The following is a 24,532-nucleotide window of genomic DNA, read 5'->3' as shown; positions in this document are numbered from 1 at the left end:
GATTGCGGCATGATGAGGTGGTGTCCGCAGCGGTGACCGCCCCGACAATGACCGCCTGGCAGGTACGCCGGCCCGGCCCGATGGACACCCGCCCGCTCGAGCGGGTCAGCACCGAGATGCCGCAGCCCGGGCCGGCTGACCTGCTGGTGGCGGTGCACGCGTGCGGGGTCTGCCGCACCGATCTGCATGTCGCCGAGGGCGATCTTCCCGTGCACCGCGAACGGGTGACTCCCGGACACGAGGTGGTAGGGGAGGTCATCGAGGTGGGCGCCGACGCCGGCGACGAGTTCCAGGTCGGGGACCGGGTCGGTATCGCTTGGTTACGCCACACCTGCGGGGTGTGCAAGTACTGCCTGCGGGGCGACGAGAATCTGTGTCCGAAGTCGCGCTACACCGGCTGGGACGCCGACGGCGGATACGCCGAATTCACCACGGTTCCAGCGGCTTTCGCGCACCACCTGCCCAGCGGCTACAGCGACAGCGAGCTTGCGCCGCTACTGTGTGCCGGCATCATCGGCTACCGCTCACTGATGCGGGCGGGGCTGCCGCCCGGCGGTCGGCTGGGTCTTTACGGCTTCGGCGGCAGCGCCCATATCACCGCGCAGGTCGCGCTGGCCCAGGGCGCGGAGGTGCACGTGATGACCCGCGGAGCGCAAGCGCGCCGGCTGGCGCTCGACCTCGGCGCCGCCTCCGCCCAGGGCGCCGCCGACCCGCCCCCGGTGCCGCTGGACGCTGCCATTCTGTTCGCTCCGGTCGGCGACCTGGTGCTGCCCGCCTGCGAGGCCCTGGACCGGGGCGGTACGTTGGCGATCGCCGGCATCCACCTCAGCGATATCCCGGCCCTGAACTACCAGCGGCACCTCTTCCAGGAGCGCCAGATCCGGTCGGTCACATCGAACACCCGGGCCGACGCGCGCGCGTTTCTCGACTTCGCGGCGCACCATCACATCCAGGTCACCACTCCGGAATACCCGTTGGGACAAGCCGATCGTGCGCTGAGCGACCTCAGCTCTGGGCGCATCGCGGGTGCAGCCGTGCTGCTGGTCTAACCGGGTTCAGGTGCTCAGGTGCCAGACCACAGCGGCGGCCAGCGCGCCCAACCCGTTCAGCGACCAATGCAGGGCTATCGGTGCGATCAGGCTGCCGCTGCGACGACGCAGCCAGCTGAACACGAAGCCGGCAGCGCCGGTGGCCAACACCGCCAACGTCACCCCGGCCAGCATCCCGACGATCCCGCCGCCGAACAATCGAGTGAAGCCGATATTGGTGCTGGTCAGGCCCAATGACGTCGCGACATGCCAAAGACCGAAGAGCAGCGAGCCCACCATCGTGACGCCGCGAAATCCCCAGGCACGATTGAGGGCGCCGTGCAGGACACCGCGGAACGCCAGCTCCTCGGGAATGACGGTTTGCAGCGGTATGACGAGCATCGAGGCGACCAGCGCGCCCGAGACCGTCGCGTAGCGGTTGTTCAGGAACATCGGTCGAGTCACCGGCACCAGCACGCCGACGGCGATCACCGACACCACCACGGCCACGGCAGCCAGCGCATATCCCAGGCCGGATCTGCAGTGCTGACGACCCAGACCCAGTTCGGTCCAGCCCAGCCCACGCCACCGGAGGAGGATCAGCAGACCGACGGCGGCAGCCGGGACGGTCGCGATGCTGGCCCACGGCGTGGTGAAGTGTGCCACCAGGTTGGTCAGCACCAGCACCACGACGACGACGGCGACATCGACGTGGATCCGCAACCGCTCAAGTTTCGGCATCAGCAATGCCGGCGTGTCTGGCTGAGCGCTGACGGCGGCTTGGTCCGGAGCTGGGTTAGGCATTGTGGCGAGTCTACCTGCGCGCAGCCGAATGCCCGCTTGCTTCGGGCGGCGCAGACCGGACCACGTGTCGACACGATCATCGAACCAGCTCGGAGCCGCAGCGGGTCAACCCCCGTTCGACGTCAGCCTGCGGCGCGCGTAGGCCAGAAGTTCGGCTGAGAGCGCGTCGGCCACCAACAGCTGGGGCAGCAGCTCGGGTTCCGACATTCGGGCGCGGAAGACGAGGCCGATGGTCACGTCATGATCGGGGCGGTGGTCGATCGTGATCGCGTCACCGGCCCGAACCGTTCCGGGCGAGATCACCCGCAAGTAGGCCCCGGGTTTCCCTGCTTGGGTGAAGGTGTTGATCCAATGGCTCAATTCCAGGAACGCCGAAAACGTCCGGCACGGTGTCCGGGGCGCGGATACTTCCAGCACCAAGCCGTCGGTGCCGACGTGCCATCGGTCACCGATCCGCGCGCCGGTCACATCGATGCCCACGGTGGTCAGATTCTCGCCGAACATTCCGCTGCTGAGCGTGCGCTGGAGTTGAGATTCCCACCCGTCCAGGTCTTCTCGTGCATACGCGTAAACGGCCTGGTCGTCGCCGCCATGGAATTTCTGATTGCCGATGGTGTCGCCGACCAGCCCGCTGCCCAGACCACCGTGCATCGGGCCCGGCGCTCTGACCATGACCGGCTCGGTTACCGCCACCTTGTCGATGCCCGTCACCTTGGACAATGCGCGCGGATCAGGGTTTACTCGGGCACGGGCCAGGTTCACCGACAAGACATGCGCCACCCGCACAGGCTAGCGCTGCAGCGCTGGTGGCCGGCAGACACGGCGCGCGATCGTCTGGTTCCGGGTCAGTCGGCTTCCTGGGTAACCGGTTTCGGGCCGCGATGGCCAGTCGAGAGAAAAGCGGTGGACCGAGCAGTCGGGCGCGGCCGCTCGGCGGCGAGCAAGGGCTCCACTTCGGCCAGCGCGGCCAGTGGCAGGGCCATGGATTACGAACGTCGCCGGGTCGGTTTAATTGGTCGTCTCGCTCGGCGTCACTGCCTGCGTTCGGTCCGCTCGTTCGACTCCCAGGCCCATCCCGCGATCCGGGGGTCGTCGGCGCCGTGCTCACGGGTGTGCAGACGCGCCGCGAGCCGGGCGTCGGCCATCCGCTGACGTAGCACGGCGGCTCGGCTTGCCAGCCCGTCAACGCGGTCGATGACATCCATGACCAGGTGAAAGCGATCCAGATCGTTGAGCATCACCATGTCGAACGGTGTCGTCGTGGTCCCGCGTTCCTTGAACCCGCGGACATGGATACGGGGGTGATTGGCGCGGCGATACGCGAGCCGGTGGATCAACCACGGATACCCGTGGTAGGCGAAGATGACCGGCTTGTCGCGAGTAAACAATGCATCGAATTCCTTGTCGGCCAAGCCATGTGGGTGTTCGGACTCCGGCTGCAGCCGCATGATGTCGACGACGTTGAGCACCCGCACACCCAGCCCGGGCAGCTCCCGCCGCAGAATGTCCGCGGCTGCCAGGGTCTCCAGCGTCGGCACGTCTCCCGCGCAGGCCAGCACCACGTCGGGCTCACCGGTCGCCGTGCTTGCCCACTGCCAGATGCCGAGCCCGCGAGTGCAGTGCGCGACGGCCTCGTCCATGGCGAGGTAGGACAGTGCTGGTTGCTTGCCGGCGACGATGACGTTGACATAGTCACGGCTGCGCAGGCAGTGGTCGGCCACCGACAACAATGTGTTGCCGTCGGGCGGCAGGTAAACGCGTACCACCTCGGGTCGTTTGTTGGCGACCAGGTCGATGAATCCGGGATCTTGATGCGAGGCGCCGTTGTGGTCCTGGCGCCATACATGCGAGCTCAGCAGGTAGTTCAGCGACGCGATCGGCCGCCGCCATGGCAGTTCCCGGCTGGTCGACAGCCATTTGGTGTGCTGGTTGAACATCGAGTCGACGATATGCACGAAGGCCTCGTAGCAGTCGAACATGCCGTGGCGGCCGGTCAGCAGATAGCCCTCCAGCCAGCCTTGACACAGATGCTCCGACAGCACCTCCATCACCCGGCCTGTCGGAGACAGGTGATCGTCGTCGGCGGTGGTCTTCGACAGCCAGGTTCGCCCGGTCGCCTCGAACACGGCGCTGAGCCGGTTCGACGCGGTTTCGTCCGGGCCCATCAGCCGGAACCGATCCGGGTTGCGCCGGATCACGTCGCGCAGATACGTACCGAGCACCCGGGTGGCCTCGTGCGTTTCGCAGGCCGGACGTGCCACCGGCACCGCGTAGTCGCGGAAGTCGGGAAGATCGAGGTCGCGCAGCAGCAGCCCGCCGTTGGCGTGCGGGTTGGCGCTCATCCGCCGATCACCGGTCGGTGCCAGCGCCCGCAGCTCGGCCCGCAACGTGCCGTTGTCGTCGAACAGCTCATCGGGCCGGTAGCTGCGCAGCCACTCTTCAAGCTGCCGGCGCCGCTCGGCGCTGTCGTGGGTGTCGGCGAGCGGGACCTGATGCGAACGCCAGGTGCCCTCGACCTTCTTGCCGTCGACCACCTTCGGCCCGGTCCAGCCCTTGGGGGTGCGCAGCACGATCATCGGCCACACCGGCCGCACGGAATTCTCGCCCGCGCGGGCGGCGTGCTGAATGGCCGCAATCTCGGCGAACGCGTCATCGAGCGCTGCGGCGAGTTGCTGGTGCACGCCGGCCGGGTCGTCGCCGGACACCGTGATCGGCCGGTATCCGTAGCCCCGCAACAGCGATTCCAGCTCGTCGGGCGGGATGCGGGCCAGCACCGTCGGATTGGCGATCTTGTATCCGTTGAGGTGCAGGATCGGCAGCACCGCCCCGTCGATCGCGGGGTTGAGGAACTTGTTGGAATGCCAGCTGGCCGCCAGCGGGCCGGTTTCGGCCTCGCCGTCACCGACCACGCAGGCCACCACCAGATCGGGATTGTCGAACGCCGCGCCGAAGGCATGCACCAGCGCATACCCCAGCTCGCCGCCCTCGTGAATAGACCCCGGGGTCTGGGCCGCCACATGGCTGGGGATGCCGCCGGGGAAGGAGAACTGCCGGAACAGCCGGCGCAGTCCTTCGGTGTCTTCCCCGATGCCGGTGTACACCTCGCTGTAGGTGCCTTCGAGGTAGGCATTGGCGACAAGGCCGGGGCCGCCGTGCCCGGGACCGGTGACGTAGATGACGTTGGCGTCGCGGTTGCGGATGACCCGGTTCAAGTGTGCGTAGACGAGGTTGAGCCCCGGTGTGGTGCCCCAGTGTCCCAACAGCCGGGGTTTGACGTGCTCGGCCGACAGCGGCTCAGCCAGCAGCGGGTTGTCCAGCAGATAGATCTGGCCGACCGACAGGTAGTTGGCGGCCCGCCAATACGCGTCGATGCGGGCCAGTTCGTCGTCGGAGAGGGTCGCGGCTGTCGGGGTTTCAGGGCTCACCGGGCCGATTGTGCGCGCCCTCGGTGAACTGCCAGCTGAAGCCGTTCAGTCCTGTCCACGAGCGCGGGCCTCGTAGGCTTTGCGCTTGGCGACGTCGACGTCGTCGGTGAAGACGTGTTCGCCGCCCAGGATGCGGTTCAGTCCCTCGGCCACCGGCCGCGGCATGAACTTCTGCGAGACGACCATCGCGCCCGCCGCCCGGGTGACCCGCACCCGCGGCTTCGGGTGAGCCACCAGGCGCACGATCGCGTCGGCGATGTTCTCCGGTTCTGCGTTCTTGAATCCCTTGACCCCGGCGGTCCCGGCGGTGAGTTCGGTGTTGACGAACGTCGGCAACACCATCGAGAACTTCACGCCCGCCGAGCGGTATTCGAGCCGCGCCGAGTCGGTGAACGCCACGACCGCGTGCTTGCTGGCGCAGTAGCTGGCCAGCCCCACCGCATAGAGCTCGCCGGCAAGCGAGGCGACGTTGATGACCTGCCCACGCCCGCGCGGGACCATCCGCTCAACGGCCAGCTTGCTGCCCAGGATGACCCCGAAGACGTTGATGTCCAAAATGCGGCGGGTCACCGAGTCCGGCTCGTCGATAATCCGGCCGACGGGCATGATGCCGGCGTTGTTGATCAGCACGTCGATCGGGCCGAGTTGGCGCTCGACCCGGTCGAGAAAGTCCGAAAACGAATCTCGGTCGGTGACATCGAGTTTGCCGTAGACGTCCAGCCCAAGGTCGGCACCCGATTCCTTCACCTTTGCCTCGTCGATGTCGCCGACCGCAACCCGGGCGCCCAACCTGTGCAGGGCGGTTGCCGTCGCCAATCCGATGCCTCGCGCGCCGCCGGTGATGACGATGACCTTGCCGCGCACCTTGACACCGAGGGATGCCGTGTCTGCCATGTTCGTCCTCTCCGGGGCTTGACGGGTGTCAACTAGGCAATCCGGTAAGCACACCACCCGGCCGCACGCTGCGCAACAACCGCGCCGATACTGCAACGGTGACGCAGGTGCGCGCGGCCGTCCCGGAGGACGCCGAAGCGGTGGCTCGGGTCCACGTCCGGTCGTGGCAGTGCGCCTACCCGGGACTCATCGACCAGGAATACCTCGACGGTCTGCGGCCCGAGGTGTGGGCGCGCCGGTATACGTTCGGCCGTATGGGCCTTCGGCTGCCGACCACCGTGGTGGCCGTCGACGGTTTGGCCATCTGCGGCTTGGCCACCACGGGCCTGTGCCGGGACCACGACTTGCCGAATTCCGGTGAGCTGATGGCAATCTACGTCGATCCGGCCTGGATGGGTAGCGGGGTCGGCCGTTTGCTGATGGCCGCTGCCCGAGATCGGCTGCGTCGGGTCGGGGTCAGGCACGCTTTGTTGTGGGTGCTGGACGGCAATGTCCGCGCCCGGCGGTTCTACGAGCGCGACGGGTGGCGCTTCGACGGCACGCGGCGCACCGAGGTCTTCGGGGCCACGACGGTGGAACAACTGCGCTACCAACGCATGCCGGTCTGATCCCGGGCGGCACGGCTTTCGAGTTCCCGCGTCGGGATGAGGCGCACGGGGGTGGGCGGCCGCCGGTACGGTGTGCGGATGGCCGACGGGTTGCTGGATGCGGTACGCGTCCTGGACCTATCCCGAGGTAGCGCCGACATGGTCACCCGGTTACTGGCCGATCTGGGTGCCGACGTCCTGAAGGTGGAAGCTCCCGGCGGCAGTCCGGGACGCGTCGTCCCGCCGACGTTGGCCGGCACCAGCATCGCGTTCGCCGTGCACAACGCCAACAAGCGCAGCGCGGTGCTGAACCCGCTCGACGAGCGCGACCGCCGGCGTTTCGAGGAACTCACCGCCAACGCCGACATCGTGGTCGACAGCGGCCTTCCCGGAGCGGCGTCCGCTTACGGGACACCGTGTGCCGAACTAGCCGATCGCCACCCGCACCTGGTTGTGTTGTCGTTCACCGACTTCGGTACCTCGGGGCCACGATCCTGGTGGCGTGCCACCGATCCGGTGTTGTATGCGATGTCGGGCTCGCTGTCGCGGCCCGGTCCCACCACCGGCACCCCGGTGTTACCGCCGGACGGCATCGCTTCGGCGACCGCCACCGTCCAAGCCGCCTGGGCGCTGTTGGTCGCCTACTACAACAGATTGCGTTGTGGCACAGGCGATTACATCGACTTCGCGCGGTTCGACGCGGTTGTCATGGCGCTCGACCCGGCCTTCGGGGCGCATGGGCAGGTCGCGGCCGGCATCCGCAGTAGCGCACGGTGGCGCGGACGCCCCAGGAACCAGGACGCGTACCCCATCTATCCGTGCCAGGACGGCTACGTGCGGTTGTGCGTGATGGCGCCGCGCCAGTGGCGCGGCCTGCGCCGCTGGTTGGGGGAGCCGCAAGACTTTCAGGATCCCAGCTACGACGTGATCGGGGCCCGTTTTGCCGCGTGGCCCCAGATCAGTCTGTTGGTGGCGGCGCTGTTCGCCGGCCAGACCATGAAAGAGTTGGTGGCCGCCGGACAGGCTCATGGGGTGCCGATCGCGGCGGTGCTGACGCCGTCGCGGATCCTGGCCTCCGAACATTTCCAGGCGGTGGGCGCGATCACCGATGCCGAGCTCGTCCCCGGTGTGCACGCCAAGGTGCCGACCGGATATTTCACCGTCAACGAGCAGCGCGCCGGCTTTCGCATCCCCGCGCCCACCCCCGGCCGGCACGACCCGCGCTGGCTCGCCGACCCGGCACCGCCGCCGCCCGCGGGCGAGGTGGGCGGCTACCCGTTCGAGGGGCTGCGCATTCTCGATCTCGGCATCATCGTCGCCGGCGGGGAACTGAGCCGCCTGTTCGGCGACTTAGGCGCCGAGGTCATCAAAGTCGAGAGTGCCGACTACCCCGACGGGCTGCGACAGGCCCGCGTCGGCGAGGCGATGAGCGAGTCGTTCGCCTGGACCCACCGTAATCACCGCGCATTCGGGGTGGACCTGCGCAGCACCGTGGGCAAGGAAATCTTCGCCCGCCTGGTGGCCGAGGCCGACGCCGTCTTCGCCAACTTCAAGCCGGGAACGCTGACCTCACTGGGGTTCAACTACGACAAGCTGCGTGGTCTCAACCCTCGGATCGTGCTCGCCGGCAGCAGCGCGTTCGGCAACCGCGGCCCGTGGAGCCGCCGGCTGGGTTATGGCCCGTTGGTGCGCGCGACCACCGGTGTCACCAGCGTGTGGACGTCTGAAGAAGCCCCTTCCGATGGCTCCCGGCATCGGTTCTACGACGCGACGACGATCTTCCCCGATCACGTGGTGGGACGTGTCGTCGCGATCCTGGCCCTGGCCGCGCTGATCCACCGCGATCGCAGCGGAGCCGGTGCCCACGTCCACGTCTCTCAGGCCGACGTCGTCGTCAATCAACTCGACACGCTGTTCGTCACGGAAGCGGCCCGGGCCGCCGGCCCCGCCGAAATCCGCGACGACATCAGCGTGCATGCCGTCTGCCCGTGCGCCGGTGACGACGAATGGTGCGTCATCTCGATCTGTACAGATGACGAATGGCGTTGTGCTGCATCCATTTTCGGTAAGCCGGAATTAGCCGACGACCCGCGTTTCGCGACGGCCGAGGCTCGCAGGGCCAACCGCGCCGACTTGGCGGCGGAGATGTCGGCGTGGACGCGCACTCGCACCCCGTTGCAGGCGGCCCAACTACTGCAGTCGGGCGGTGTTGCTGCGGGCCCGATGAACCGTCCGCCGGACCTGCTCGAGGATCCTCAGCTGGCCGAGCGACAGCTGTTCGCGACCATGGTGCATCCGCTGATTTCACGTCCGCTGCCGGCGGAGACGGGCCCGGCGCCGTTTCGCCATATCCCGCATTCACCGCACCGACCGGCGCCCCAGGCGGGGCAGGACACTCACGCCGTCTGCCACGAGCTGCTGGAGATGAGCCCGGACGAGATCGAGCGGCTGATCGCCGAGGGCGTGCTGTTCGAGGCGGACGGCGGGTAGGGATCGGCGAACGTCACGCTCGTGTGCGCCTGACCCAGGCTCGGCGCTAGGTTCGAGGCATGCCCGTTGATCCCAGGACTCCGGTGCTGATCGGCTACGGTCAGGTCAACCATCGCGACGAGATCGACCCGGCCGGGCCGTCGGTCGAACCGGTCGACCTGATGGTCGCCGCGGCCCGGCAAGCCGCCGATTCTCGGGTGTTGGCGGCCGTCGACTCGATCCGCGTCGTGCACATGCTGTCGGCGCACTACCGAAACCCGGGGCAGTTGCTCGGTGAGCGCCTCGAGGCGGCAAGCTTCACCACGGGCTACGGCAGCGTCGGCGGCAACACGCCGCAGTCGCTGGTCAGCCAGGCATGCTTGGACATCCAGCAGGGTCGCGCCGACGTGGTGCTGATCGGCGGCGCCGAAACCTGGCGTACCAGGACCGGACTGAAGTCCCAGGGCAGCCGGCTGGTGTGGACCCGACAGGACGAATCCGTTCCGCTGCCTGAAATCGCCGATGACGACGTCCCAATGGCGGGGGAGGCCGAGCTCAGGATCAAGCTGGACCGACCCGCCTACGTCTACCCGCTGTTCGAGCAGGCCCTGCGCATCGCCAACGGCGAGTCGATGGAGGATCACCGGCGCCGGGTCGGTCGGCTGTGGGCCCGCTTCAACGCCGTCGCGGTCGACAATCCCTACGCCTGGATCCGCACCCCGATGACCGCCGAGGAGATTTGCCGGCCCGGCCCGCAGAACCGGATGATCAGTTGGCCCTACACCAAGTTGATGAACTCCAACAACATGGTTGACCAGGGTGCGGCGCTGATCCTGACGTCGGTCGAGCATGCCACCCGCCTGCAGGTCCCCCGGGAGCGCTGGGTTTACCCGCACGCGGGTACCGACGCCCACGACACACCCGCGATCGCCGAGCGGGCCGAGCTCTACCGGTCGCCGGCAATCCGGATCGGCGGTGCGCGTGTGCTGGAGCTGGCCGGCCTGGCCACCGACGATGTCGACTACGTCGACCTGTACTCGTGCTTCCCCTCTGCCGTGCAGGTCGCCGCGGCTGAACTCGGCCTGGCGACCGACGACCCCGCCCGCCCGCTGACGGTCACCGGCGGCCTGACCTTCGCCGGGGGCCCGTGGAGCAATTACGTCACCCACTCCATCGCCACCATGGCCGAACTGCTGGCGGCCAACCCCGGCAGCCGCGGCCTGATCACCGCAAACGGCGGTTACCTGACCAAACACAGCTTCGGCGTATACAGCACCGAGCCGCCCGCGGAATTTCGATGGGAAGATGTGCAGCCGGTCGTGGACCGCGAGCCCACGACGGCGGGTTTGGTCGAGTGGGAGGGAATCGGCACGGTCGAGGCGTGGACCACGCCGTTCACCCGGGAGGGCCGGCCCGAGAAGACCTTTGTGGCCGTGCGCACGCCCGACGGGGCACGAAGTTTGGGGGTGATCACCGATCCCGATACGGCCGAAGCGACGGTGCACCAAGACACCGGAGACATTGCCGGGGCCAAGGTTGCCATCGCCGCCGACGGCAGCGCGACGTTGCGGTAACCGGCCGCGACGATTTCGAACGCCCTTCCGGGTCACGGTCCGGACTCAATTTGTCGCGCAAGTAGGGCCGGCGTGCTTATTGTCATGACAAGACGTTGGGGAAGGTGGGCAGGGTGCACGTCCTGGTTACCGATGCTGCCGGCGCGGTCGGGCGACTGGTAGCACGCCAGCTGATCGCAGCCGGACACACGGTCAGCGGCACCGCCCCGCACCGACACCCATCCCTGGATTCCGGTGTCGATTTTGTTTGCGCGTCGCTGCGCGACCCGGTGTTGCTGGAGTTAGCCGCCGAAGCGGACGCGGTGATCCATCTGGCCCCGGTGGACACCAGCGCACCGGGCGCGGCCGGCCTCAACGGCCTGGCGCATGTGAGCAATGCGGCCTCCCGCGCGGGTGCACGGCTGCTGTTCGTGTCCCAGGCGGCGGGGTCACCCGATCTCTATCAGCAGGCCGAGGCCTTGGTGGCCAGTTCTTGGGCGCCGAACTTGGTGATTCGCATCGCGCCGCCGGTCGGTCGGCACCTCGACTGGATGGTCTGCCGGACGGTGGCCACGCTGCTGCGCAGCAGGGTGTCAGCGCAGCCGATGCGGGTGCTGCACCTCGACGACCTGGTTCGCTTCCTGGTATTGGCGCTGAACACCGACCGCAACGGTGTCGTCGACCTCGCCACACCGGACGCCGCGAACCTGGTCACCGCGTGGCGGCTGCTGCAATCGGCCGATCCACGCCTGCGAACGCACCGGATTCGCCGCTGGGCTGACCTGATTCCGCAGATGGACACCGCTGCGGCCCAAGAAGATTGGAAATTTCAGTACGGGTGGCAGGCGACCGAGGCGATCGTGGATACCGGTCGCGGACTGGTGGGCCGGCGGCTGGATCGTGGTGGCGCGACCATCGGGTCAGGCCAACTCGCGCTGCCGGTCGAGCCGGTCCCGCGGTCGTTTCCCCGTTACGGCGCGACCGTGAACTCGGTGGGGCCCGACGGGCTCGAGGGTGAATTCGACGACCGGATCGATCCGCGGTTTCCGGTATTCAGCGCAACCGGTCTCGCCGAAGCGCTGCCCGGCCCGCTGACCCCGATGACACTGGACGTCCAGATGGTTGGACTGCGTGCCGCAGGTCGGGCCATGGGTCGAATCCTGGCACTGGGAGACGTGGTTGCCCAGGAGTGGGAGAGCCGGGCCATCGCGGTATTCGGTCATCGCCCCTACGTCGGCGTGTCGGCCAACATCGTCGCCGCCAGCCAGCTGCCGGGCTGGGACGAGCAGGCCATCACCCGCCGGACGCTGGGGGACCATCAACCGCCCACGGGCCTGCTGCCGTTTGGGCGACCCCAGTTGGCCGGCGGAGCACTCGGGTCGGTCGCCAAGGTGGTCGTGACGGCTCGGTCGCTGTCGCTGTTGCGTCATCTGCGGGCTGACACGCAGGCCTACGTTGCCGCAGTGTCGGCAGAGCACGTTGATGCCGGGCAGCTGAGAGAACTGCCGGACGCCAGCCTGGAAGTACGAGTTCGCTTGTTGCGGGACCGGATTCACCAAGGCTGGATCCTCACGGCGCTATGGGTCATCGACACCGGCATCACCGCGGCGACGCTGGAGCACACACACGCGAAATCCAGCGTGTCCGGTATCGGGGTGATCATGGAGAGCGGTCGCGTCGCGGCGGTGAGCACTGAGCTGACGGATATCCTGCGCGCCGATGCACCGCTGTGCGCCCTGGCCCGCGAAGGCAACGTCGACAGTATCCGGGCGCTGTCGCCGTCGGCCGCCGCGGCCCTCGACGCCGTCGTAGCCCAGCTGGGGCACCGCGGCCCGGGGGAAGCGGAGCTGGCCAACCCGGCGTTCGGCGACGACCCGTCGCCACTTTTGATCCTCGCCGCGCAAGCCGCTACGGCGCCCGCCGAGCCGGCACCACCGGCGACGTTTGCCCAGCGGTTGGCGGCCAGTGCTCGCAGTTCGCGAGAGTTGGCTCACGACACCACCATCCGGTTCACCCATGAACTCCGGATGACGCTGCGCGAGTTAGGATCTCGGCGGGCTGCGGCGGACCTGATCGACACCGTCGACGACGTGTACTACCTGACCTGCGACGAGCTGGTCACCATGCCGGCCGACGCCCGGCTGCGGGTCAAACGCCGACGCACCGAGCGCGAACGGCTGCAGGCTCAGCCGCCGCCCGACGTCATCGACCACACCTGGAAGCCCATGGGCTAAGAGCGCTAAGAGCCGACCCGCGCTTCGGCCAACGGCGATGCGGGATCAGCCAACCTGCCGGCGTCGACCGGGGCTTTCGATCGGATCAAGGCTTTGACGTCGTCGAGCACGTCCCAGATATTGACGTTCATCCCGGCCAGCACCCGGTTGTCGCCGTCGAGCCAGAACGCGACGAACTCGCGGCCGGCGACGTCGCCGCGGAACACCACCCGCTCGACGCCGGACGCGTGGCCGGCGTACTCCATCCCGAGGTCGTACTGATCGGTGAAGAAGTAGGGCAGCTCCGCGTATTCGCCTGGGGTGCCGAGCATTCCGGCGACTGCCACCGCGGGTTGTTTGAGCGCGTTGGCCCAGTGTTCGGTGCGGATCCGGGTGCCCAGCAGCGGGTGCTCCGCGGCGGCGATGTCACCGACGGCGTAGATATCGGGATCGCTGGTCCGTAGCGAGGCATCGACCTGGACACCGCCGTCAGCCATCGCCAAGCCGGCCTGCTGGGCGAGTTCGATGTTGGGTTTCGCGCCGACAGCCACCAGCACGGCATCGGCGGCGATGACGGACCCGTCGCCCAGCTTGAGCCCACTGGCCCGGCCGCCCTCGGTCGTGATCTCGGCCACCTGCGCTTCCAGCCGCAAGTCCACACCATGATCGCGATGCAGGTCGGCAAACACCTTGCCGACGGTGTCGCCCAGCGCGGCCGACAGCGGCTGCCGGGCCGCCTCCACCACGGTGACATCGACGTTGCGCTGCCGAGCGCTGGCGGCCACCTCCAGACCGATCCAGCCCGCACCCACGACCGCAAGCGAAGAGCCCTCGGCCAGCGCGGAATTCAGCGCCGACGCATCCTCGAACGTGCGCAGGTAATGCACGCCGGCGGCGTCGGCGCCGGGTATCGGCAGGCGACGCGAAGCCGATCCGGTCGCCAGCAGCAGCTTGTCGTAGTGCACGGTGGTGTCGTCGGGAAGTCCGACGGTGTGAGCGGCGGGATCCAGCGACGACACCCGCGCGCCCAGCCGCAGGTCGACATCATGGTCGCGATACCAATCCGAGTTCTGCACGGTGAACTCGTCAAGCGACTTCTTGCCCGCCAGGAATTCCTTGGACAGTGGGGGACGCTCGTAGGGCAGCTGCTCCTCATCGGCAAAGAGCGTGATGGTGCCGTCGAAACCGTTGTAGCGCAACGCTTCTGCCGCTTTGGCGCCGGCAAGCCCGCCGCCGACGATGACGAATGTTGTCGAACTGGCCATGCCCCCAGCCTACTTAGCTCAGCAGCTCCCGCAATGACAGCGCGTTACGGACCGCGTGGCCGCCCAGGTCGTTGTTGAAGTACATCCACACGTCGCGGCCCTCGACGTCCCAGTCGGTGATGCAGTCGGCCCAGCGTCGCAGGTCATCGGGCGAGTACGAACCCGCGTACATCGCGTCCCGATCGGGACCGTGCATCCGGACGTACACCAGGTCGGTGGTGGCCCGCGGGATACACGCGAGACCGCCGCCGCTCATCACCACGTAGGCGGCGCGGTGGGTTTCCAGCACCGCATATACCGCCGGGTCGTTCCAGGACGGGTGGCGCAGCTCGACGGCCACCCGGATCGACGCCGGAACGCCGCGCAGGAAGGAATCCAGCCGCGCGTCGTCGCGGCGCTGCTCCGGATGCAGCTGCACCAGCAGCACGCCGTGACGATCACCCAGCAACTGCCAACAGCGTTCGAACCGCTCGATCCAGGGTTCGGGCGACACCAGCCGGCGGTAGTGGGTCAGACCGCGGTGCGCCTTGACCGACATGGTGAACCCGTCGGGCAACTGGGCTCGCCAGCCCGCGAACGTCGAATCCCTGGGCCAGCGGTAGAAGCTGGCGTTCAGCTCGACGGTGTCGAACGTCTGAACGTAGTAGGACAATCGCCGGGCAGATGCCAGCCCGGGCGGATATAGCACGTCGGACCAGTGGTCATACGACCAGCCCGATGTGCCGATCCGGACGGTCATTTGGTGCTCAATCGGTCACCTGGCGGCGCACCTCGTCGTCCAGGGACGCGCGGACCAGCGCCGCCGCCAGCCGGGCGTTAGCGCCGGCGGCCAGCGCGGAAAGCTTTGCCGGATCGGTGGGCAGGCCCAGCTCCTTGGCCGCGGCGGTGGACCGGTCGTCGAAATACGGTCGCGCCCAGGTCCACACATCCTGCACCTCGCGCAGGAAGATATCGGCACCAGTGTCGCCAATCCCGTTGAACTGCTTGAGGATTCGCCTGGCCTTCAGCGGGTCGTGGTCGCTGCGGCGCGCGATTTCGCGCAGGTCGCCGCGGAATTCGTCGCGAACTCGCTCGGCCATTTCGGTAAGCCGGGTGGCCGAACTTTCGTCATAGCGCACATAGTGGGCCCGGCCGAACGCATCGATCATGGTCTGTCTCCGGGATTCCAGCACCGCTTTGGGGGTGCGCAGGCCGGCCCCGAACAGTTCCCGCGCGGCGCGCATGGCGATGGTGGCGTCGATCGGCTTGCTGGCCAGCATGCACAGCACCAGCAGTTGAAACAGCGGCATCGGCTTGTCATCGATGCGAATGCCGGCCTCGGCAGCGTAGCTGGTACCGGCAACCTCGAGCAGTCGTTTCACCCGTTGCTCGGGCCTGTCCATACGGGCGGCGTACCCGGATTTGCCGGCCGCAAACCGGGTGGTCATTTCGGCGGCAGGCTGTGCACCCAGGTCACGCTGCGCGTGACCCAACCCTGAAGCTGCCGTTTGGTTTTCACCCCTTCAGCGGCAATACGCAACCACCCGCGGGTTTGCCGGCCGGCCATCACCATGGGGCTGACGTGGGCGCCACCGAGCAGCTTGTCGGTGGCCGCCGGCGGCACCCGGACCAGGAGTCCGCCCTCACCGCTGACGGCCACGGCCAGGTGCCCATCGATCAGGAAGGCAAGCCCGCCGAACATCCGCTTTTCGTCCACGCCGGACTGCGACGCCAGCAACTCGCGGATCCGTTCCACGAGGTCGATGTCGTAGGCCATCCGCGGTCAATCCAGGTCGACCCGAATGGTCAGCAGGTCGCTCCCGATGGCGCGCACAGCCGCGCTGTTGACCCGGGGCAGGTCGCGCAGCCGCTGCCGCGGGTCGTCTTCCGGCAGCAGATGCGCGGTCCCGGTACGCCACTGGCCGCCGATGCGCACCCGGACGGCCGGGTTGGCCTTGATGTTGTAGACATAATCCGAATGTTCGCCGTGTTCGGACACCATCCAGAACTGATTGCCGATGACCTTTCCGCCGACGGCGGTGCAGCGTGGTTGTCCTGTTTTGCGGCCTATCGTTTCGAGCATGGTCAGCGGCAACTTCCGACCAAGGGGGTTGGCTACCAGCCGTTGAAAACCATGGACCACCTGACGCTTCAAATCCCGAACATTATTCACGGTTAGCAATTCTGCCGCATTTCTCGGGCTGCGTGGTCTATGCGCTGGATTGCAGCGCCGCCGGTTTACGGTGGGGTACCAGCATGCGAACAGCCGCCCCCACGTGGGGGCGGCTGTCACCACTTCTGTTACTCAGGAGCTGTGTATGGCATGCGCTCCCTACCCGACTTCGGCGCCCGTACCGCCTCCGACGCTGCCCCCGGCCTCCGCGCCCGGGAATACGTGGAACTGACCGTCCGCGGTGAACACACCCCAGGCATTGACGGCTGGGTTGTACACGACCGGGAGGTTAACGTCAGGAAAATCCGGCGGACTCCACGTGGCCGGCAGTCCGTAGCGGATCGGCTCATTGTAGTGTCCCGGCGGCGGGGCGCCGCGCTGTCCGGGCGGAAGCGGGCTGCCTGGACCGTTACAGTTGACTCCCGGGCCGCCGCTACAAATGGGCTGCCCCGGTATATACGGCCCCGTCAAATTCGGGTCCGGCCCCGGCACATTTGGGCCGGGAACCGGACCGGGCACATTTGGCCCCGGGGGATCGGCTTGCGCCAAACCGGCGCCGATTCCCAGCGCCGCAGACCCGAGAGCACCGGTCATCGCAGCCGTAGCCGCCATCTTGCTGATCTTCATGCGGACTCCTTGTCGAGCGGTTGACTGCCACGCTGGCAGCGCAACAGCTTGGACGTGCTGTTCACTTACCGCCCACTCCCCATTTGGTCATGGGGGTGGGGGATGACCCCCTTAGCGTGATCTACCCGGACTCCGGAAGGCGGAAACGCCCTAGTCAGATTTTTTGCCAGCAGTCTCTACGGCACTCGGCATGGAAATTCACATCGTTCGCCGGGGATCAATGGACTGACCAGCAGTATCGGGCAGCCGCCGCCTCGAGCCCCTGCGCGACGATTCCTGTGACGTCGGTCGTCGAGCGTTTCGAGCACTTCAGCAGGCACATCGTCGAGGTCCGGTTCGTTGCGTGACGGAATAATGCCGTTGACAGTCCTGCACGTTGGGCGGCGAGCAGCTCCTTCTTGACTCCGCCAATCGGCAACACCCGCCCGTTGAGCGTCACCTCACCGGTCATGCCGACGTCAAAGCGGACCACCATTCCGGGCAACACGATGGTTCCGGTGAACAGCACCGGCACCGACATGGTCGCGCTCGAGGTCGGCAGGCACAGCCCGGGAGCCAGAATGCGGCAATCGCGACGCGAGCATCACGCAGTTGGACGAGGCCCCAACCGCTGCAATTGCGTCACGTGCCTGGGCGACAGCTCCGCCAAGCAGGTCACACCCAGCAGCCGCATGGTCCGGATCACACCACTTCCCAGGATCTCGATGGCGCGTGCGACGCCCGCCTCGCCGCCGGCCATCAGCCCGTAGAGATAGGCCCGGCCGACCAACGTGCACCGCGCTCCCAGCGCGATTGCCGCGACGATATCGGCGCCCGACATGATGCCGGTATCCATCAGGATCTCGGTGTGCTTGCCGAGTTCGCGGGCCACCAACGGCAGCAGGTGAAACGGAACCGGCGCCCGATCCAGTTGGCGGCCACCGTGATTGGACAAGACGATGCCGTCGACCCCGCAATCCATCACGGCACGCGCGTCGTCGAGCGTCTGAATCCCCTTGACGACGAGTTTGCCCGGCCATTGGGCCTTGATCCAGGCCAGGTCCTCGAACGTGACGCTGGGGTCGAACATGGTGTTCAGGTACTCACCGACGGTGCCCGACCAGCGATCCAGCGACGCGAACGCCAGCGGTTCGGTGGTCAACAGGTCGAACCACCAGCACGGGTGCCCCAGTGCGTCGAGGACGGTGCGCAGCGTGAGCGCCGGGGGGATCGTCATGCCGTTGCGGATATCGCGCAGCCGGGCACCGGCCACCGGAACGTCGACGGTGACCAGCATGGTGTCGAATCCCGCGTCCGCCGCGCGCTTGACCAACGCCATCGACCGGTCCCGGTCACGCCACATGTACAGCTGAAACCACTTGCGGCCCTGGGGAACCGCGGCCACCAGATCCTCGATGGCACAGGTGGCCAGGGTGGACATCGCGAACGGAATCCCCGCCGCGGCTGCCGCCCGCGCGCCGGCGATCTCCCCTTCGGTGTGCATCAACCGGGTGAACCCGGTCGGCGCGATCCCGAACGGCAACGCCACCGGCCGGCCGAGGACGTCCCAACCCGGGCACACCGTGGTGACGTCACGCAGGATGGTGGGGTGAAACTCGATGTCGCGGAACGCCTGTCGGGCCCGCCGAATCGACAGCTCGTCCTCGGCAGCGCCATCGGTGTAGTCGAACGCGGCCCTGGGGGTCCGCCGCTTGGCGATGCGTCGCAGGTCCTCGATGGTCAGCGCGGCATCCAGGCGCCGCTTGGTGCGGCCGAATCGGGGCCTTCTCAACTGAATCAGCGGCGCCAGGTCGCCAACCTTGGGCACCCGTCGCCGGATCGCCATTACCCGCGGGAACCGATGCTCAGCCGTGTCACCCAACCAGTGTGCAACCGTGGTCGTATGACAACACCATCCGACCCCTTCGACTTGAAGCGTTTCGTCGACGCGCAAGCTCCGGTCTACCGCGACGTGGTTGCGGAGCTGCGGTCGGGACGCAAGCGAACTCACTGGATGTGGTTCGTCTTCCCGCAATTGCAAGGGCTGGGCCACAGCCCGATGGCGGATCACTACGGCATCTCGTCGATAGCGGAGGCACGCTCGTATCTGGACCATGACGTGCTCGGACCGCGCCTGCATGAGTGCACGCAGCTGGTCAACCAGGTGCAGGGCCGTTCCATCGAAGAGATCTTCGGTTGGCCCGACAACCTCAAGCTGCGCCCGTCGATGACGCTGTTCGCCTGCGCCACCGCTGACAACGAGGACTTCGTCGCGCTGATCGCCCGGTATTGCGGCGGGCAGCAGGATCCGGCGACGCTGGCGCGCCTGAAGGGTTCCTAGATCGGGCGGTCAGCCAACGGCAGCCAATGTCTGGGCGGCGGTAATCGCTTGTGCCACACCGGCAACGATGGCTGCGGCCTTCAAGGCCTCCAGCACCGCCTCCCGGCCCACACCCGCCGCCCGCAGGGTGTGCTCGTGGGCGACCACACAGTGTGAGCAGCCGTTGATCGACGACACCGCGAAGCACCACAGCTCGAAATCGGCCTTGTCTACCCCCGGGTTGCCGATGACATTCATCCGCAACCCGGGGCGCAGGTCGTCATACTCGCCGTCGAGGAAGCCGCGGCCGCGGTAGAACACGTTGTTCATGCCCATGACCGATGCCGCCGCCAGCGCCGCCTGGTATGCCGGTTCCGACAGGTTGTCGGCCGCTTCGGCCCCGATATCGGCCAGCACCTGGGTGTTTCGCGTGGCCGCGGCGCTGGCCAGCAGGGTTCCCCACAGCTGCTGCTGGTTCAGCACGGTGCTGCGCGTGATCGAGCCCAGGTTCAGCTTGAGGTCCTTGGCGAACTCGGGTAGCGCGGCCTTCAGATCCTCGACACTCACCTGTTCTCCTCCGGCCGTCACGCCGAAGCTTTGAGCAGCTCGCCGGCGTCGATCGTCGGGTCACCCTTGCGCCAGTTGCAGGCACACAGCTCGTCGGATTGCAGGGCGTCCAGCACCCGCAGCACCTCGTCGACGTTGCGCCCGACGGAACCGGCTGTGGCCGAGACGAATTGGATTTCGTTGTTCGGGTCGACGATGAAGGTCACCCGGTCGGCGACACCCTCCTCGTTGAGCACGCCGGTGGCCAGGCAGAGCTCACGCTTGATGTCGGAAAGCATCGGGAAGGGCAACTTCTTCAGGTCCTCATGCTGGGCGCGCCACTGGAAGTGGACGAACTCGCTGTCGATCGACACTCCGAGGATCTGCGTGTCGCGGTCCTCGAACTCGTCGTTGAGCTTGCCGAACGCCGCGATCTCGGTCGGGCACACGAAGGTGAAGTCCTTGGGCCAGAAGAACACCACGCGCCACTTGCCGGGGTGGTCCTCGTTGGTGATGGTGGTGAAGTAGTCGCCGGGCTGCTTGGCGTCGACCTTCGACAGATCGCCGCCGATCAACGCGGTGAGCTGGTAGGCGGGGAACTGATCGCCGATTGTCAACAAGGACATACCCACTCCTTAATCTAGATTTAGTCAAGATTAGCCGGCGCGACACCCATGATGCCGCGAAACCGGCCCGAAAGTAGAGGTGATATATCACACCATGCTTATCGGCATGGCCGATAAGAGCTATCAGCCGACGCTTGCCGGGCTACGGGCCTTCGTCGCCGTCGCCAAGAAGCAGCATTTCAGCAGTGCCGCAACCACTTTAGGTGTAAGCCAGTCGACATTATCGCAAGCGTTGGCAGCGCTGGAGGCCGGCCTCGACACCCACCTCGTCGAGCGTTCGACGCGTCGGGTCTTCTTGACGGCCGAGGGCATGCAACTGCTACCGCTCGCGCAGGCTGTGGTCGAGGCGGCGGAGGCCTTCAGCGCCGCCGCCGGGGGAGTGTCCGATCCGCTGCACGGCAGCATCCGGCTGGGAATGATTCCCACGGTGGCGCCCTACGTGCTGCCGACGGTGCTGGCCGGACTCACCCGCCGACTCCCGGCGCTGACCGCGCAAGTGATCGAGGATCAGACCCCACGCCTGCTGGCGGCTTTGCGTGATGGCGCGCTGGATGCGGCCATGATCGCGGTACCCGCCGATTCCGGCGGCGTTACGCAGATCCCCATCTATGAGGAGGACTTCGTATTGGCGCTACCTCCTGGGCACCCGCTCGCCGGCAAGCGTCGGGTACCGGCCGCGACGCTGGCGACGTTGCCGCTGCTGTTGCTGGACGAGGGCCATTGCCTGCGCGATCAGGCCCTGGACCTCTGCCACAAAGCCGGGGTCCGCGCCGAGCTCGCTGATACGCGGGCAGCGTCGTTGGCCACCGCCGCCCAATGTGTGGCAGCCGGATTGGGGGTCACGCTGATACCGCAGAGCGCCGTGACCGTCGAGGCCGCGCGCAGCCGCGTCGGGCTCGCGCACTTTGACGCGCCCCGCCCGGGTCGACGAATTGGCCTGGCATACCGCTCGTCGAGTGGTCGCGATGAGTCGTATCGGCGGCTTGCCCGGATCATCGGCGAAGTGGTCGCCGCGGAACAACCGGTGCGCCTGCTCACGCACAGCGCCGGCGGTCAGCTCTGAACCGGTAGCAACGAAGGTAAGTTCGGTCTATGGAAAAGGTCATCGCCGTCCTGATGCGCGACGATCCGGACGACGACTGGTGTGCTCGCCAACGGGGGCCGGTCGCCGACGCGCTGGTGGAGCTGGGCCTTCCCGGTCTTTCGGTCAATATCCGCGACGGCGCAGTACGCAAATCCCTGATGACCCTGACCACCCTGCAGCCACCGGTGGCCGCGGTGGTGAGCATGTGGACCCAGCAGTGCTATGGCGACCAGCTAGCGGCGGCCCTGCAGCTGCTCGGCCGGGAGTGCGCGCAACTGGGCGCATACCTGGTGACCGAATCGGTTCCGATTGCCGCGCCGGCCACCGAACCAGGCCGTCGCACACCGGGTTTGGCGAATATCGCGTTGCTGCGGCGGCCTCCCGGGATGGCCGAGGCGACCTGGCTGGCCCGCTGGCAGCGCGACCACACGTCGGTGGCCATCGAAACGCAGGCCACGTTCGGCTACACCCAGAACTGGGTGGTGCGCACCCTCATTTCCGGGGCGCCGGCAATCTCCGGCATCGTCGAGGAGCTGTTCCCGGTCGAAGCCATCACCGACCTCAAGGCGTTCTTCGGGGCCGACGACGACGCCGACCTGCAGCACCGGATAAGCCGAATGGTGGCCAGCACAACCGCATTCGGCGCCAACCAGAATATCGACACGGTGCCCACCAGCCGCTACATGTTCACCACACCATTCGAAATGTGAGGGCTGCTCATGACGACACTCAACGAAGCCGTGGCCCTGGCCGCCGCCGACAAAGGCTTGGCGGTGGTCTCCACCGTTCGCGCAGCCGGAACCGTGCAGGCATCGCTGGTCAATGTCGGGCTGTTGACGCATCCCGCCGGTGGCGAATCCGTCCTGGGCTTCACCACGTACGGCAAGGTCAAGCTCACCAATCTGCGGGCCCGGCCGCAACTGGCCGTCACCTTCCGCAATGGCTGGCGGTGGGCAACCGTCGAGGGCCGCGCCGAACTAGTCGGACCCGAGGACTCCCAGCCGTGGTTGAGCGAAAAGGACCAGCTGCGGCTGCTGCTCCGCGATGTCTTCCTTGCGGCGGGTGGCACCCACGACGACTGGGACGAGTACGACCGGGTGATGGCCGCGGAGCGCCGCGCCGTGGTGTTGATCGAGCCGACCCGGGTGTATGGCAACGGTTAAGCTGCCGCCGTGACGCTGCTGATCGATGACCAGAACCGGGTACGCACGCTCACCCTGAACCGGCCCGAAGCACTCAACGCCTTCAACGAAGCCCTCTACGACGCCACCGCGCAGGCCCTGTTGGACGCGGCCCGGGATCCAGGGGTTTCCGTGGTCTTGCTGACCGGCTCGGGTCGCGGCTTCAGCGCCGGTACCGATCTCGCCGAGATGCAGGCACGCGTCACCGACCCCGGCTTCGAAGAGGGCCGCTACGGCTTCCGGGGGCTCATCGAGTCGCTCGGCAGTTTCCCCAAACCGCTGATCTGCGCGGTCAACGGCGTCGGCGTGGGGATCGGCACCACCATTCTCGGCTACGCCGACCTGGCGTTCATGTCCTCGACGGCGCGCCTGAAATGCCCGTTCACCAGCCTTGGGGTGGCACCCGAAGCGGCGTCGTCATATCTGCTGCCGCAGCTGGTGGGCCGGCAGAACGCGGCCTGGCTGCTGATGTCTTCGGAATGGGTGGACGCCGCGGAGGCTTTGCGGATGGGGCTGGTCTGGCGTGTCTGCGAACCGGAGGCGCTGCTCCCCGAGGCCAGCCGGCATGCCGAAATCCTTGCGGCCCGGCCGCTTTCGAGCCTGATGGCGGTCAAGAACACCATCGTCGAACCGATCCGTCCCGAGATAGCTGCCGCCAGCGCCCGGGAGAATGCCCATTTCGCCGAGTTGATGGGCGCGCCGGCCAACGCCGCGGCGTTGGCCGATTTCACCAAGCGGCAGACATAGACAAGCCGACAAGGCACAGCCCGACGGGGCGTGGCCTCAGACCGCAGCCGGTTGGGCGGCCGCGGCAATGATCGCCCGCAACGTGCGGCGGCAACGTCCACAATCACTGCCCGCGCCGCAGGCCGCGGCGACTTCCTTGGAAGTCGCCGCACCACGGGCGACGGCCTCACACACCGTCTGATTGGTAGCTCCAACACACAGACACACGTACATCAGCAAACTCCCACCCGATGCTCGCTCATGACATCCTCCGCAATCGGAGTGGCCACGGGAGCCACCGAACGAACGGTCCGCATATTAGTAGAGTCTAACCTAAGTAGGTTAGTGCAGTCTAACCTAAGCCCATCCCGGCCCATCCTGCCGGCGCTGCGCATGACGCGCCGACGTCGCAACAAAGACTGCGCCCGGGCCCACTTGCTGCACTAGATTGAAACGCAGCACCCGAAGGTGCTGCTAGAACCCGCCATGATGGTGCTCCAGCCCAGCCCATCTGCTGCGGTAAAAGATGCCAGCCTTCACACCGTAGGAGTGATCATGCAAGGTGATCCGGATGTCTTGCGTCTGCTCAACGAACAATTGACCAGCGAGCTGACCGCTATCAATCAATACTTTCTGCACTCCAAGATGCAGGAGAACTGGGGCTTTACCGAACTGGCGGCCAAAACCCGCGCCGAGTCGTTCGACGAAATGCGGCATGCCGAGGCGATTACCGATCGGATCCTACTGCTCGACGGGTTGCCGAACTACCAGCGCATCGGCTCGTTACGGGTGGGCCAGACACTGCGGGAACAATTCGAAAGCGATATCGCGATCGAAATCGAAGTACTGAATCGGCTCAAGCCCGGAATCATCATGTGCCGCGAAAAGCAGGACACCACCAGTGCGCAGCTGCTAGAACAAATTGTGGCCGATGAGGAGCTACATCTCGACTACCTGCAAACGCAGCTGGAACTGATGGAGAAACTCGGAGAGGCGCTGTACTCGGCGCAGTGCGTCTCCCGGCCGCCGACCTGATATCCGATCGAGATTCCG

General features: G+C 67.0%; 24 protein-coding genes and 1 pseudogene. 11 read left to right on the top strand and 14 right to left on the bottom strand.

Going from position 1 to position 24,532, the window contains the following annotated elements; genetic code table 11:
• The first annotated feature begins 17 nt into the window (after nt 1–17).
• Nucleotides 18–1,049 carry a zinc-binding alcohol dehydrogenase family protein gene (locus CDN38_RS26950; protein WP_099319283.1) on the top strand — a complete coding sequence of 344 codons (1,032 nt, stop codon included), beginning with the start codon at nt 18–20 and terminating at the stop codon, nt 1,047–1,049.
• A gap of 6 nt (nt 1,050–1,055) precedes the next feature.
• Here CDN38_RS26950 and CDN38_RS26945 read toward each other — a convergent pair whose 3' ends face one another.
• The 4 genes from CDN38_RS26945 to CDN38_RS26930 all read right to left on the bottom strand — a co-directional run bounded on the left by CDN38_RS26945 (nt 1,056) and on the right by CDN38_RS26930 (nt 6,151).
• Nucleotides 1,056–1,769 carry a CPBP family intramembrane glutamic endopeptidase gene (locus CDN38_RS26945; protein ID WP_075511584.1) on the bottom strand — a complete coding sequence of 238 codons (714 nt, stop codon included), beginning with the start codon at nt 1,767–1,769 and terminating at the stop codon, nt 1,056–1,058.
• Nucleotides 1,770–1,937: 168 nt separating this feature from the next.
• Nucleotides 1,938–2,612: an MOSC domain-containing protein gene (locus CDN38_RS26940; protein ID WP_075511633.1), complete on the bottom strand. Its 675-nt coding sequence runs from the start codon at nt 2,610–2,612 to the stop codon at nt 1,938–1,940.
• Nucleotides 2,613–2,863: 251 nt separating this feature from the next.
• Nucleotides 2,864–5,257, bottom strand: coding sequence for a phosphoketolase family protein (locus tag CDN38_RS26935; RefSeq protein ID WP_075511585.1), 2,394 nt, complete (start codon nt 5,255–5,257; stop codon nt 2,864–2,866).
• A 45-nt stretch (nt 5,258–5,302) separates the two neighbouring features.
• On the bottom strand, nt 5,303–6,151 hold the full coding sequence (locus CDN38_RS26930) for an SDR family oxidoreductase (RefSeq protein ID WP_075511586.1): 849 nt from the start codon (nt 6,149–6,151) through the stop codon (nt 5,303–5,305).
• A gap of 98 nt (nt 6,152–6,249) precedes the next feature.
• Between CDN38_RS26930 and CDN38_RS26925 the strand changes: the two genes are divergently transcribed.
• The 4 genes from CDN38_RS26925 (at nt 6,250) to CDN38_RS26910 (ending at nt 12,994) form a co-directional block, all read left to right on the top strand.
• Nucleotides 6,250–6,759, top strand: a complete 510-nt coding sequence (locus CDN38_RS26925) for a GNAT family N-acetyltransferase (protein ID WP_075511587.1) — start codon at nt 6,250–6,252, stop codon at nt 6,757–6,759.
• A 78-nt stretch (nt 6,760–6,837) separates the two neighbouring features.
• Nucleotides 6,838–9,228 (top strand): CaiB/BaiF CoA transferase family protein, encoded by a 2,391-nt coding sequence (locus tag CDN38_RS26920; RefSeq protein WP_099319487.1) that lies wholly within the window; start codon nt 6,838–6,840, stop codon nt 9,226–9,228.
• A 59-nt stretch (nt 9,229–9,287) separates the two neighbouring features.
• A complete protein-coding gene (locus CDN38_RS26915; RefSeq protein ID WP_075511588.1) occupies nt 9,288–10,781 on the top strand; it encodes an acetyl-CoA acetyltransferase in 1,494 nt (497 codons plus the stop codon).
• Between the two features lie 113 nt (nt 10,782–10,894).
• On the top strand, nt 10,895–12,994 hold the full coding sequence (locus CDN38_RS26910; protein ID WP_099319281.1) for a Rossmann-fold NAD(P)-binding domain-containing protein: 2,100 nt from the start codon (nt 10,895–10,897) through the stop codon (nt 12,992–12,994).
• Nucleotides 12,995–12,999: 5 nt separating this feature from the next.
• On the opposite strand, the gene CDN38_RS26905 is transcribed toward CDN38_RS26910, so the two are convergent.
• From CDN38_RS26905 to CDN38_RS26870, 7 genes and pseudogenes are all read right to left on the bottom strand, one after another.
• A complete protein-coding gene (locus CDN38_RS26905) occupies nt 13,000–14,238 on the bottom strand; it encodes an NAD(P)/FAD-dependent oxidoreductase (protein ID WP_075511590.1) in 1,239 nt (412 codons plus the stop codon).
• 13 nt (nt 14,239–14,251) lie between these two features.
• A complete protein-coding gene (locus CDN38_RS26900; RefSeq protein ID WP_075511591.1) occupies nt 14,252–14,977 on the bottom strand; it encodes a DUF72 domain-containing protein in 726 nt (241 codons plus the stop codon).
• A gap of 7 nt (nt 14,978–14,984) precedes the next feature.
• Nucleotides 14,985–15,620 carry an endonuclease gene (locus tag CDN38_RS26895; protein ID WP_075511592.1) on the bottom strand — a complete coding sequence of 212 codons (636 nt, stop codon included), beginning with the start codon at nt 15,618–15,620 and terminating at the stop codon, nt 14,985–14,987.
• Nucleotides 15,621–15,661: 41 nt separating this feature from the next.
• On the bottom strand, nt 15,662–15,994 hold the full coding sequence (locus CDN38_RS26890; RefSeq protein ID WP_099319280.1) for a TfoX/Sxy family protein: 333 nt from the start codon (nt 15,992–15,994) through the stop codon (nt 15,662–15,664).
• Nucleotides 15,995–16,000: 6 nt separating this feature from the next.
• Nucleotides 16,001–16,390, bottom strand: a complete 390-nt coding sequence (locus tag CDN38_RS26885) for a nitroreductase family deazaflavin-dependent oxidoreductase (RefSeq protein WP_082277211.1) — start codon at nt 16,388–16,390, stop codon at nt 16,001–16,003.
• Nucleotides 16,391–17,234: 844 nt separating this feature from the next.
• Nucleotides 17,235–17,495 (bottom strand): annotated as a pseudogene (locus CDN38_RS26875) (S16 family serine protease); the annotation flags it as partial.
• A gap of 105 nt (nt 17,496–17,600) precedes the next feature.
• Nucleotides 17,601–18,842, bottom strand: coding sequence for an alpha-hydroxy acid oxidase (locus CDN38_RS26870; RefSeq protein ID WP_075511595.1), 1,242 nt, complete (start codon nt 18,840–18,842; stop codon nt 17,601–17,603).
• A gap of 57 nt (nt 18,843–18,899) precedes the next feature.
• Between CDN38_RS26870 and CDN38_RS26865 the strand changes: the two genes are divergently transcribed.
• A complete protein-coding gene (locus CDN38_RS26865) occupies nt 18,900–19,337 on the top strand; it encodes a DUF1810 domain-containing protein (protein ID WP_075511596.1) in 438 nt (145 codons plus the stop codon).
• A 9-nt stretch (nt 19,338–19,346) separates the two neighbouring features.
• Here the strand turns inward: CDN38_RS26865 and CDN38_RS26860 are convergent, their stop codons facing one another.
• Nucleotides 19,347–19,883, bottom strand: a complete 537-nt coding sequence (locus tag CDN38_RS26860) for an alkyl hydroperoxide reductase (RefSeq protein WP_075511635.1) — start codon at nt 19,881–19,883, stop codon at nt 19,347–19,349.
• 17 nt (nt 19,884–19,900) lie between these two features.
• On the bottom strand, nt 19,901–20,488 hold the full coding sequence (locus CDN38_RS26855; RefSeq protein ID WP_036418803.1) for a peroxiredoxin: 588 nt from the start codon (nt 20,486–20,488) through the stop codon (nt 19,901–19,903).
• A 106-nt stretch (nt 20,489–20,594) separates the two neighbouring features.
• Between CDN38_RS26855 and CDN38_RS26850 the strand changes: the two genes are divergently transcribed.
• Genes CDN38_RS26850 through CDN38_RS26835 form a run of 4 tightly spaced genes read left to right on the top strand, consistent with a single transcriptional unit; the run spans nt 20,595 to nt 23,500 of the window.
• Nucleotides 20,595–21,551: a hydrogen peroxide-inducible genes activator gene (locus CDN38_RS26850; RefSeq protein ID WP_075511597.1), complete on the top strand. Its 957-nt coding sequence runs from the start codon at nt 20,595–20,597 to the stop codon at nt 21,549–21,551.
• Nucleotides 21,552–21,580: 29 nt separating this feature from the next.
• The gene (locus CDN38_RS26845; protein WP_075511598.1) at nt 21,581–22,282 is read left to right on the top strand and encodes a hypothetical protein; all 702 of its coding nucleotides are present in this window, start codon (nt 21,581–21,583) and stop codon (nt 22,280–22,282) included.
• Nucleotides 22,283–22,291: 9 nt separating this feature from the next.
• Nucleotides 22,292–22,735 (top strand): TIGR03618 family F420-dependent PPOX class oxidoreductase, encoded by a 444-nt coding sequence (locus tag CDN38_RS26840; RefSeq protein WP_075511599.1) that lies wholly within the window; start codon nt 22,292–22,294, stop codon nt 22,733–22,735.
• 9 nt (nt 22,736–22,744) lie between these two features.
• Entirely contained in the window at nt 22,745–23,500 is a 756-nt protein-coding gene (locus tag CDN38_RS26835; protein ID WP_099319279.1) for an enoyl-CoA hydratase/isomerase family protein, read from the top strand.
• Between the two features lie 36 nt (nt 23,501–23,536).
• Here the strand turns inward: CDN38_RS26835 and CDN38_RS26830 are convergent, their stop codons facing one another.
• Nucleotides 23,537–23,713, bottom strand: coding sequence for a (2Fe-2S)-binding protein (locus tag CDN38_RS26830; RefSeq protein ID WP_082277212.1), 177 nt, complete (start codon nt 23,711–23,713; stop codon nt 23,537–23,539).
• 321 nt (nt 23,714–24,034) lie between these two features.
• Here CDN38_RS26830 and bfr point away from each other — a divergent pair, with 321 nt between their 5' ends.
• Nucleotides 24,035–24,514 (top strand): bacterioferritin, encoded by a 480-nt coding sequence (bfr, locus tag CDN38_RS26825; protein WP_036403411.1) that lies wholly within the window; start codon nt 24,035–24,037, stop codon nt 24,512–24,514.
• The last annotated feature ends 18 nt before the right edge of the window (nt 24,515–24,532 follow it).

The organism is Mycobacterium ostraviense, assembly GCF_002705925.1.
In the GTDB taxonomy this organism is placed as follows: domain Bacteria; phylum Actinomycetota; class Actinomycetes; order Mycobacteriales; family Mycobacteriaceae; genus Mycobacterium; species Mycobacterium ostraviense.
Note: the sequence above shows the minus strand (reverse complement) of the source record. Positions and strands in the feature narration are given on the sequence as shown.

What these genes read in the sequence shown, in the direction of transcription:
- CDN38_RS26840 (WP_075511599.1), top strand. Translation starts at nt 22,292, where the DNA reads ATGACGACACTCAACGAAGCCGTGGCCCTGGCCGCCGCCGACAAAGGC.
- CDN38_RS26845 (WP_075511598.1), top strand. Translation starts at nt 21,581, where the DNA reads ATGGAAAAGGTCATCGCCGTCCTGATGCGCGACGATCCGGACGACGAC.
- CDN38_RS26850 (WP_075511597.1), top strand. Translation starts at nt 20,595, where the DNA reads ATGGCCGATAAGAGCTATCAGCCGACGCTTGCCGGGCTACGGGCCTTC.
- CDN38_RS26895 (WP_075511592.1), bottom strand. Translation starts at nt 15,620, where the DNA reads ATGGACAGGCCCGAGCAACGGGTGAAACGACTGCTCGAGGTTGCCGGT.
- CDN38_RS26915 (WP_075511588.1), top strand. Translation starts at nt 9,288, where the DNA reads ATGCCCGTTGATCCCAGGACTCCGGTGCTGATCGGCTACGGTCAGGTC.
- CDN38_RS26865 (WP_075511596.1), top strand. Translation starts at nt 18,900, where the DNA reads ATGACAACACCATCCGACCCCTTCGACTTGAAGCGTTTCGTCGACGCG.
- CDN38_RS26900 (WP_075511591.1), bottom strand. Translation starts at nt 14,977, where the DNA reads ATGACCGTCCGGATCGGCACATCGGGCTGGTCGTATGACCACTGGTCC.
- CDN38_RS26830 (WP_082277212.1), bottom strand. Translation starts at nt 23,713, where the DNA reads ATGTACGTGTGTCTGTGTGTTGGAGCTACCAATCAGACGGTGTGTGAG.
- CDN38_RS26945 (WP_075511584.1), bottom strand. Translation starts at nt 1,769, where the DNA reads ATGCCGAAACTTGAGCGGTTGCGGATCCACGTCGATGTCGCCGTCGTC.
- CDN38_RS26920 (WP_099319487.1), top strand. Translation starts at nt 6,838, where the DNA reads ATGGCCGACGGGTTGCTGGATGCGGTACGCGTCCTGGACCTATCCCGA.
- CDN38_RS26930 (WP_075511586.1), bottom strand. Translation starts at nt 6,151, where the DNA reads ATGGCAGACACGGCATCCCTCGGTGTCAAGGTGCGCGGCAAGGTCATC.
- bfr (WP_036403411.1), top strand. Translation starts at nt 24,035, where the DNA reads ATGCAAGGTGATCCGGATGTCTTGCGTCTGCTCAACGAACAATTGACC.
- CDN38_RS26905 (WP_075511590.1), bottom strand. Translation starts at nt 14,238, where the DNA reads ATGGCCAGTTCGACAACATTCGTCATCGTCGGCGGCGGGCTTGCCGGC.
- CDN38_RS26870 (WP_075511595.1), bottom strand. Translation starts at nt 18,842, where the DNA reads ATGGCGATCCGGCGACGGGTGCCCAAGGTTGGCGACCTGGCGCCGCTG.
- CDN38_RS26890 (WP_099319280.1), bottom strand. Translation starts at nt 15,994, where the DNA reads ATGGCCTACGACATCGACCTCGTGGAACGGATCCGCGAGTTGCTGGCG.
- CDN38_RS26855 (WP_036418803.1), bottom strand. Translation starts at nt 20,488, where the DNA reads ATGTCCTTGTTGACAATCGGCGATCAGTTCCCCGCCTACCAGCTCACC.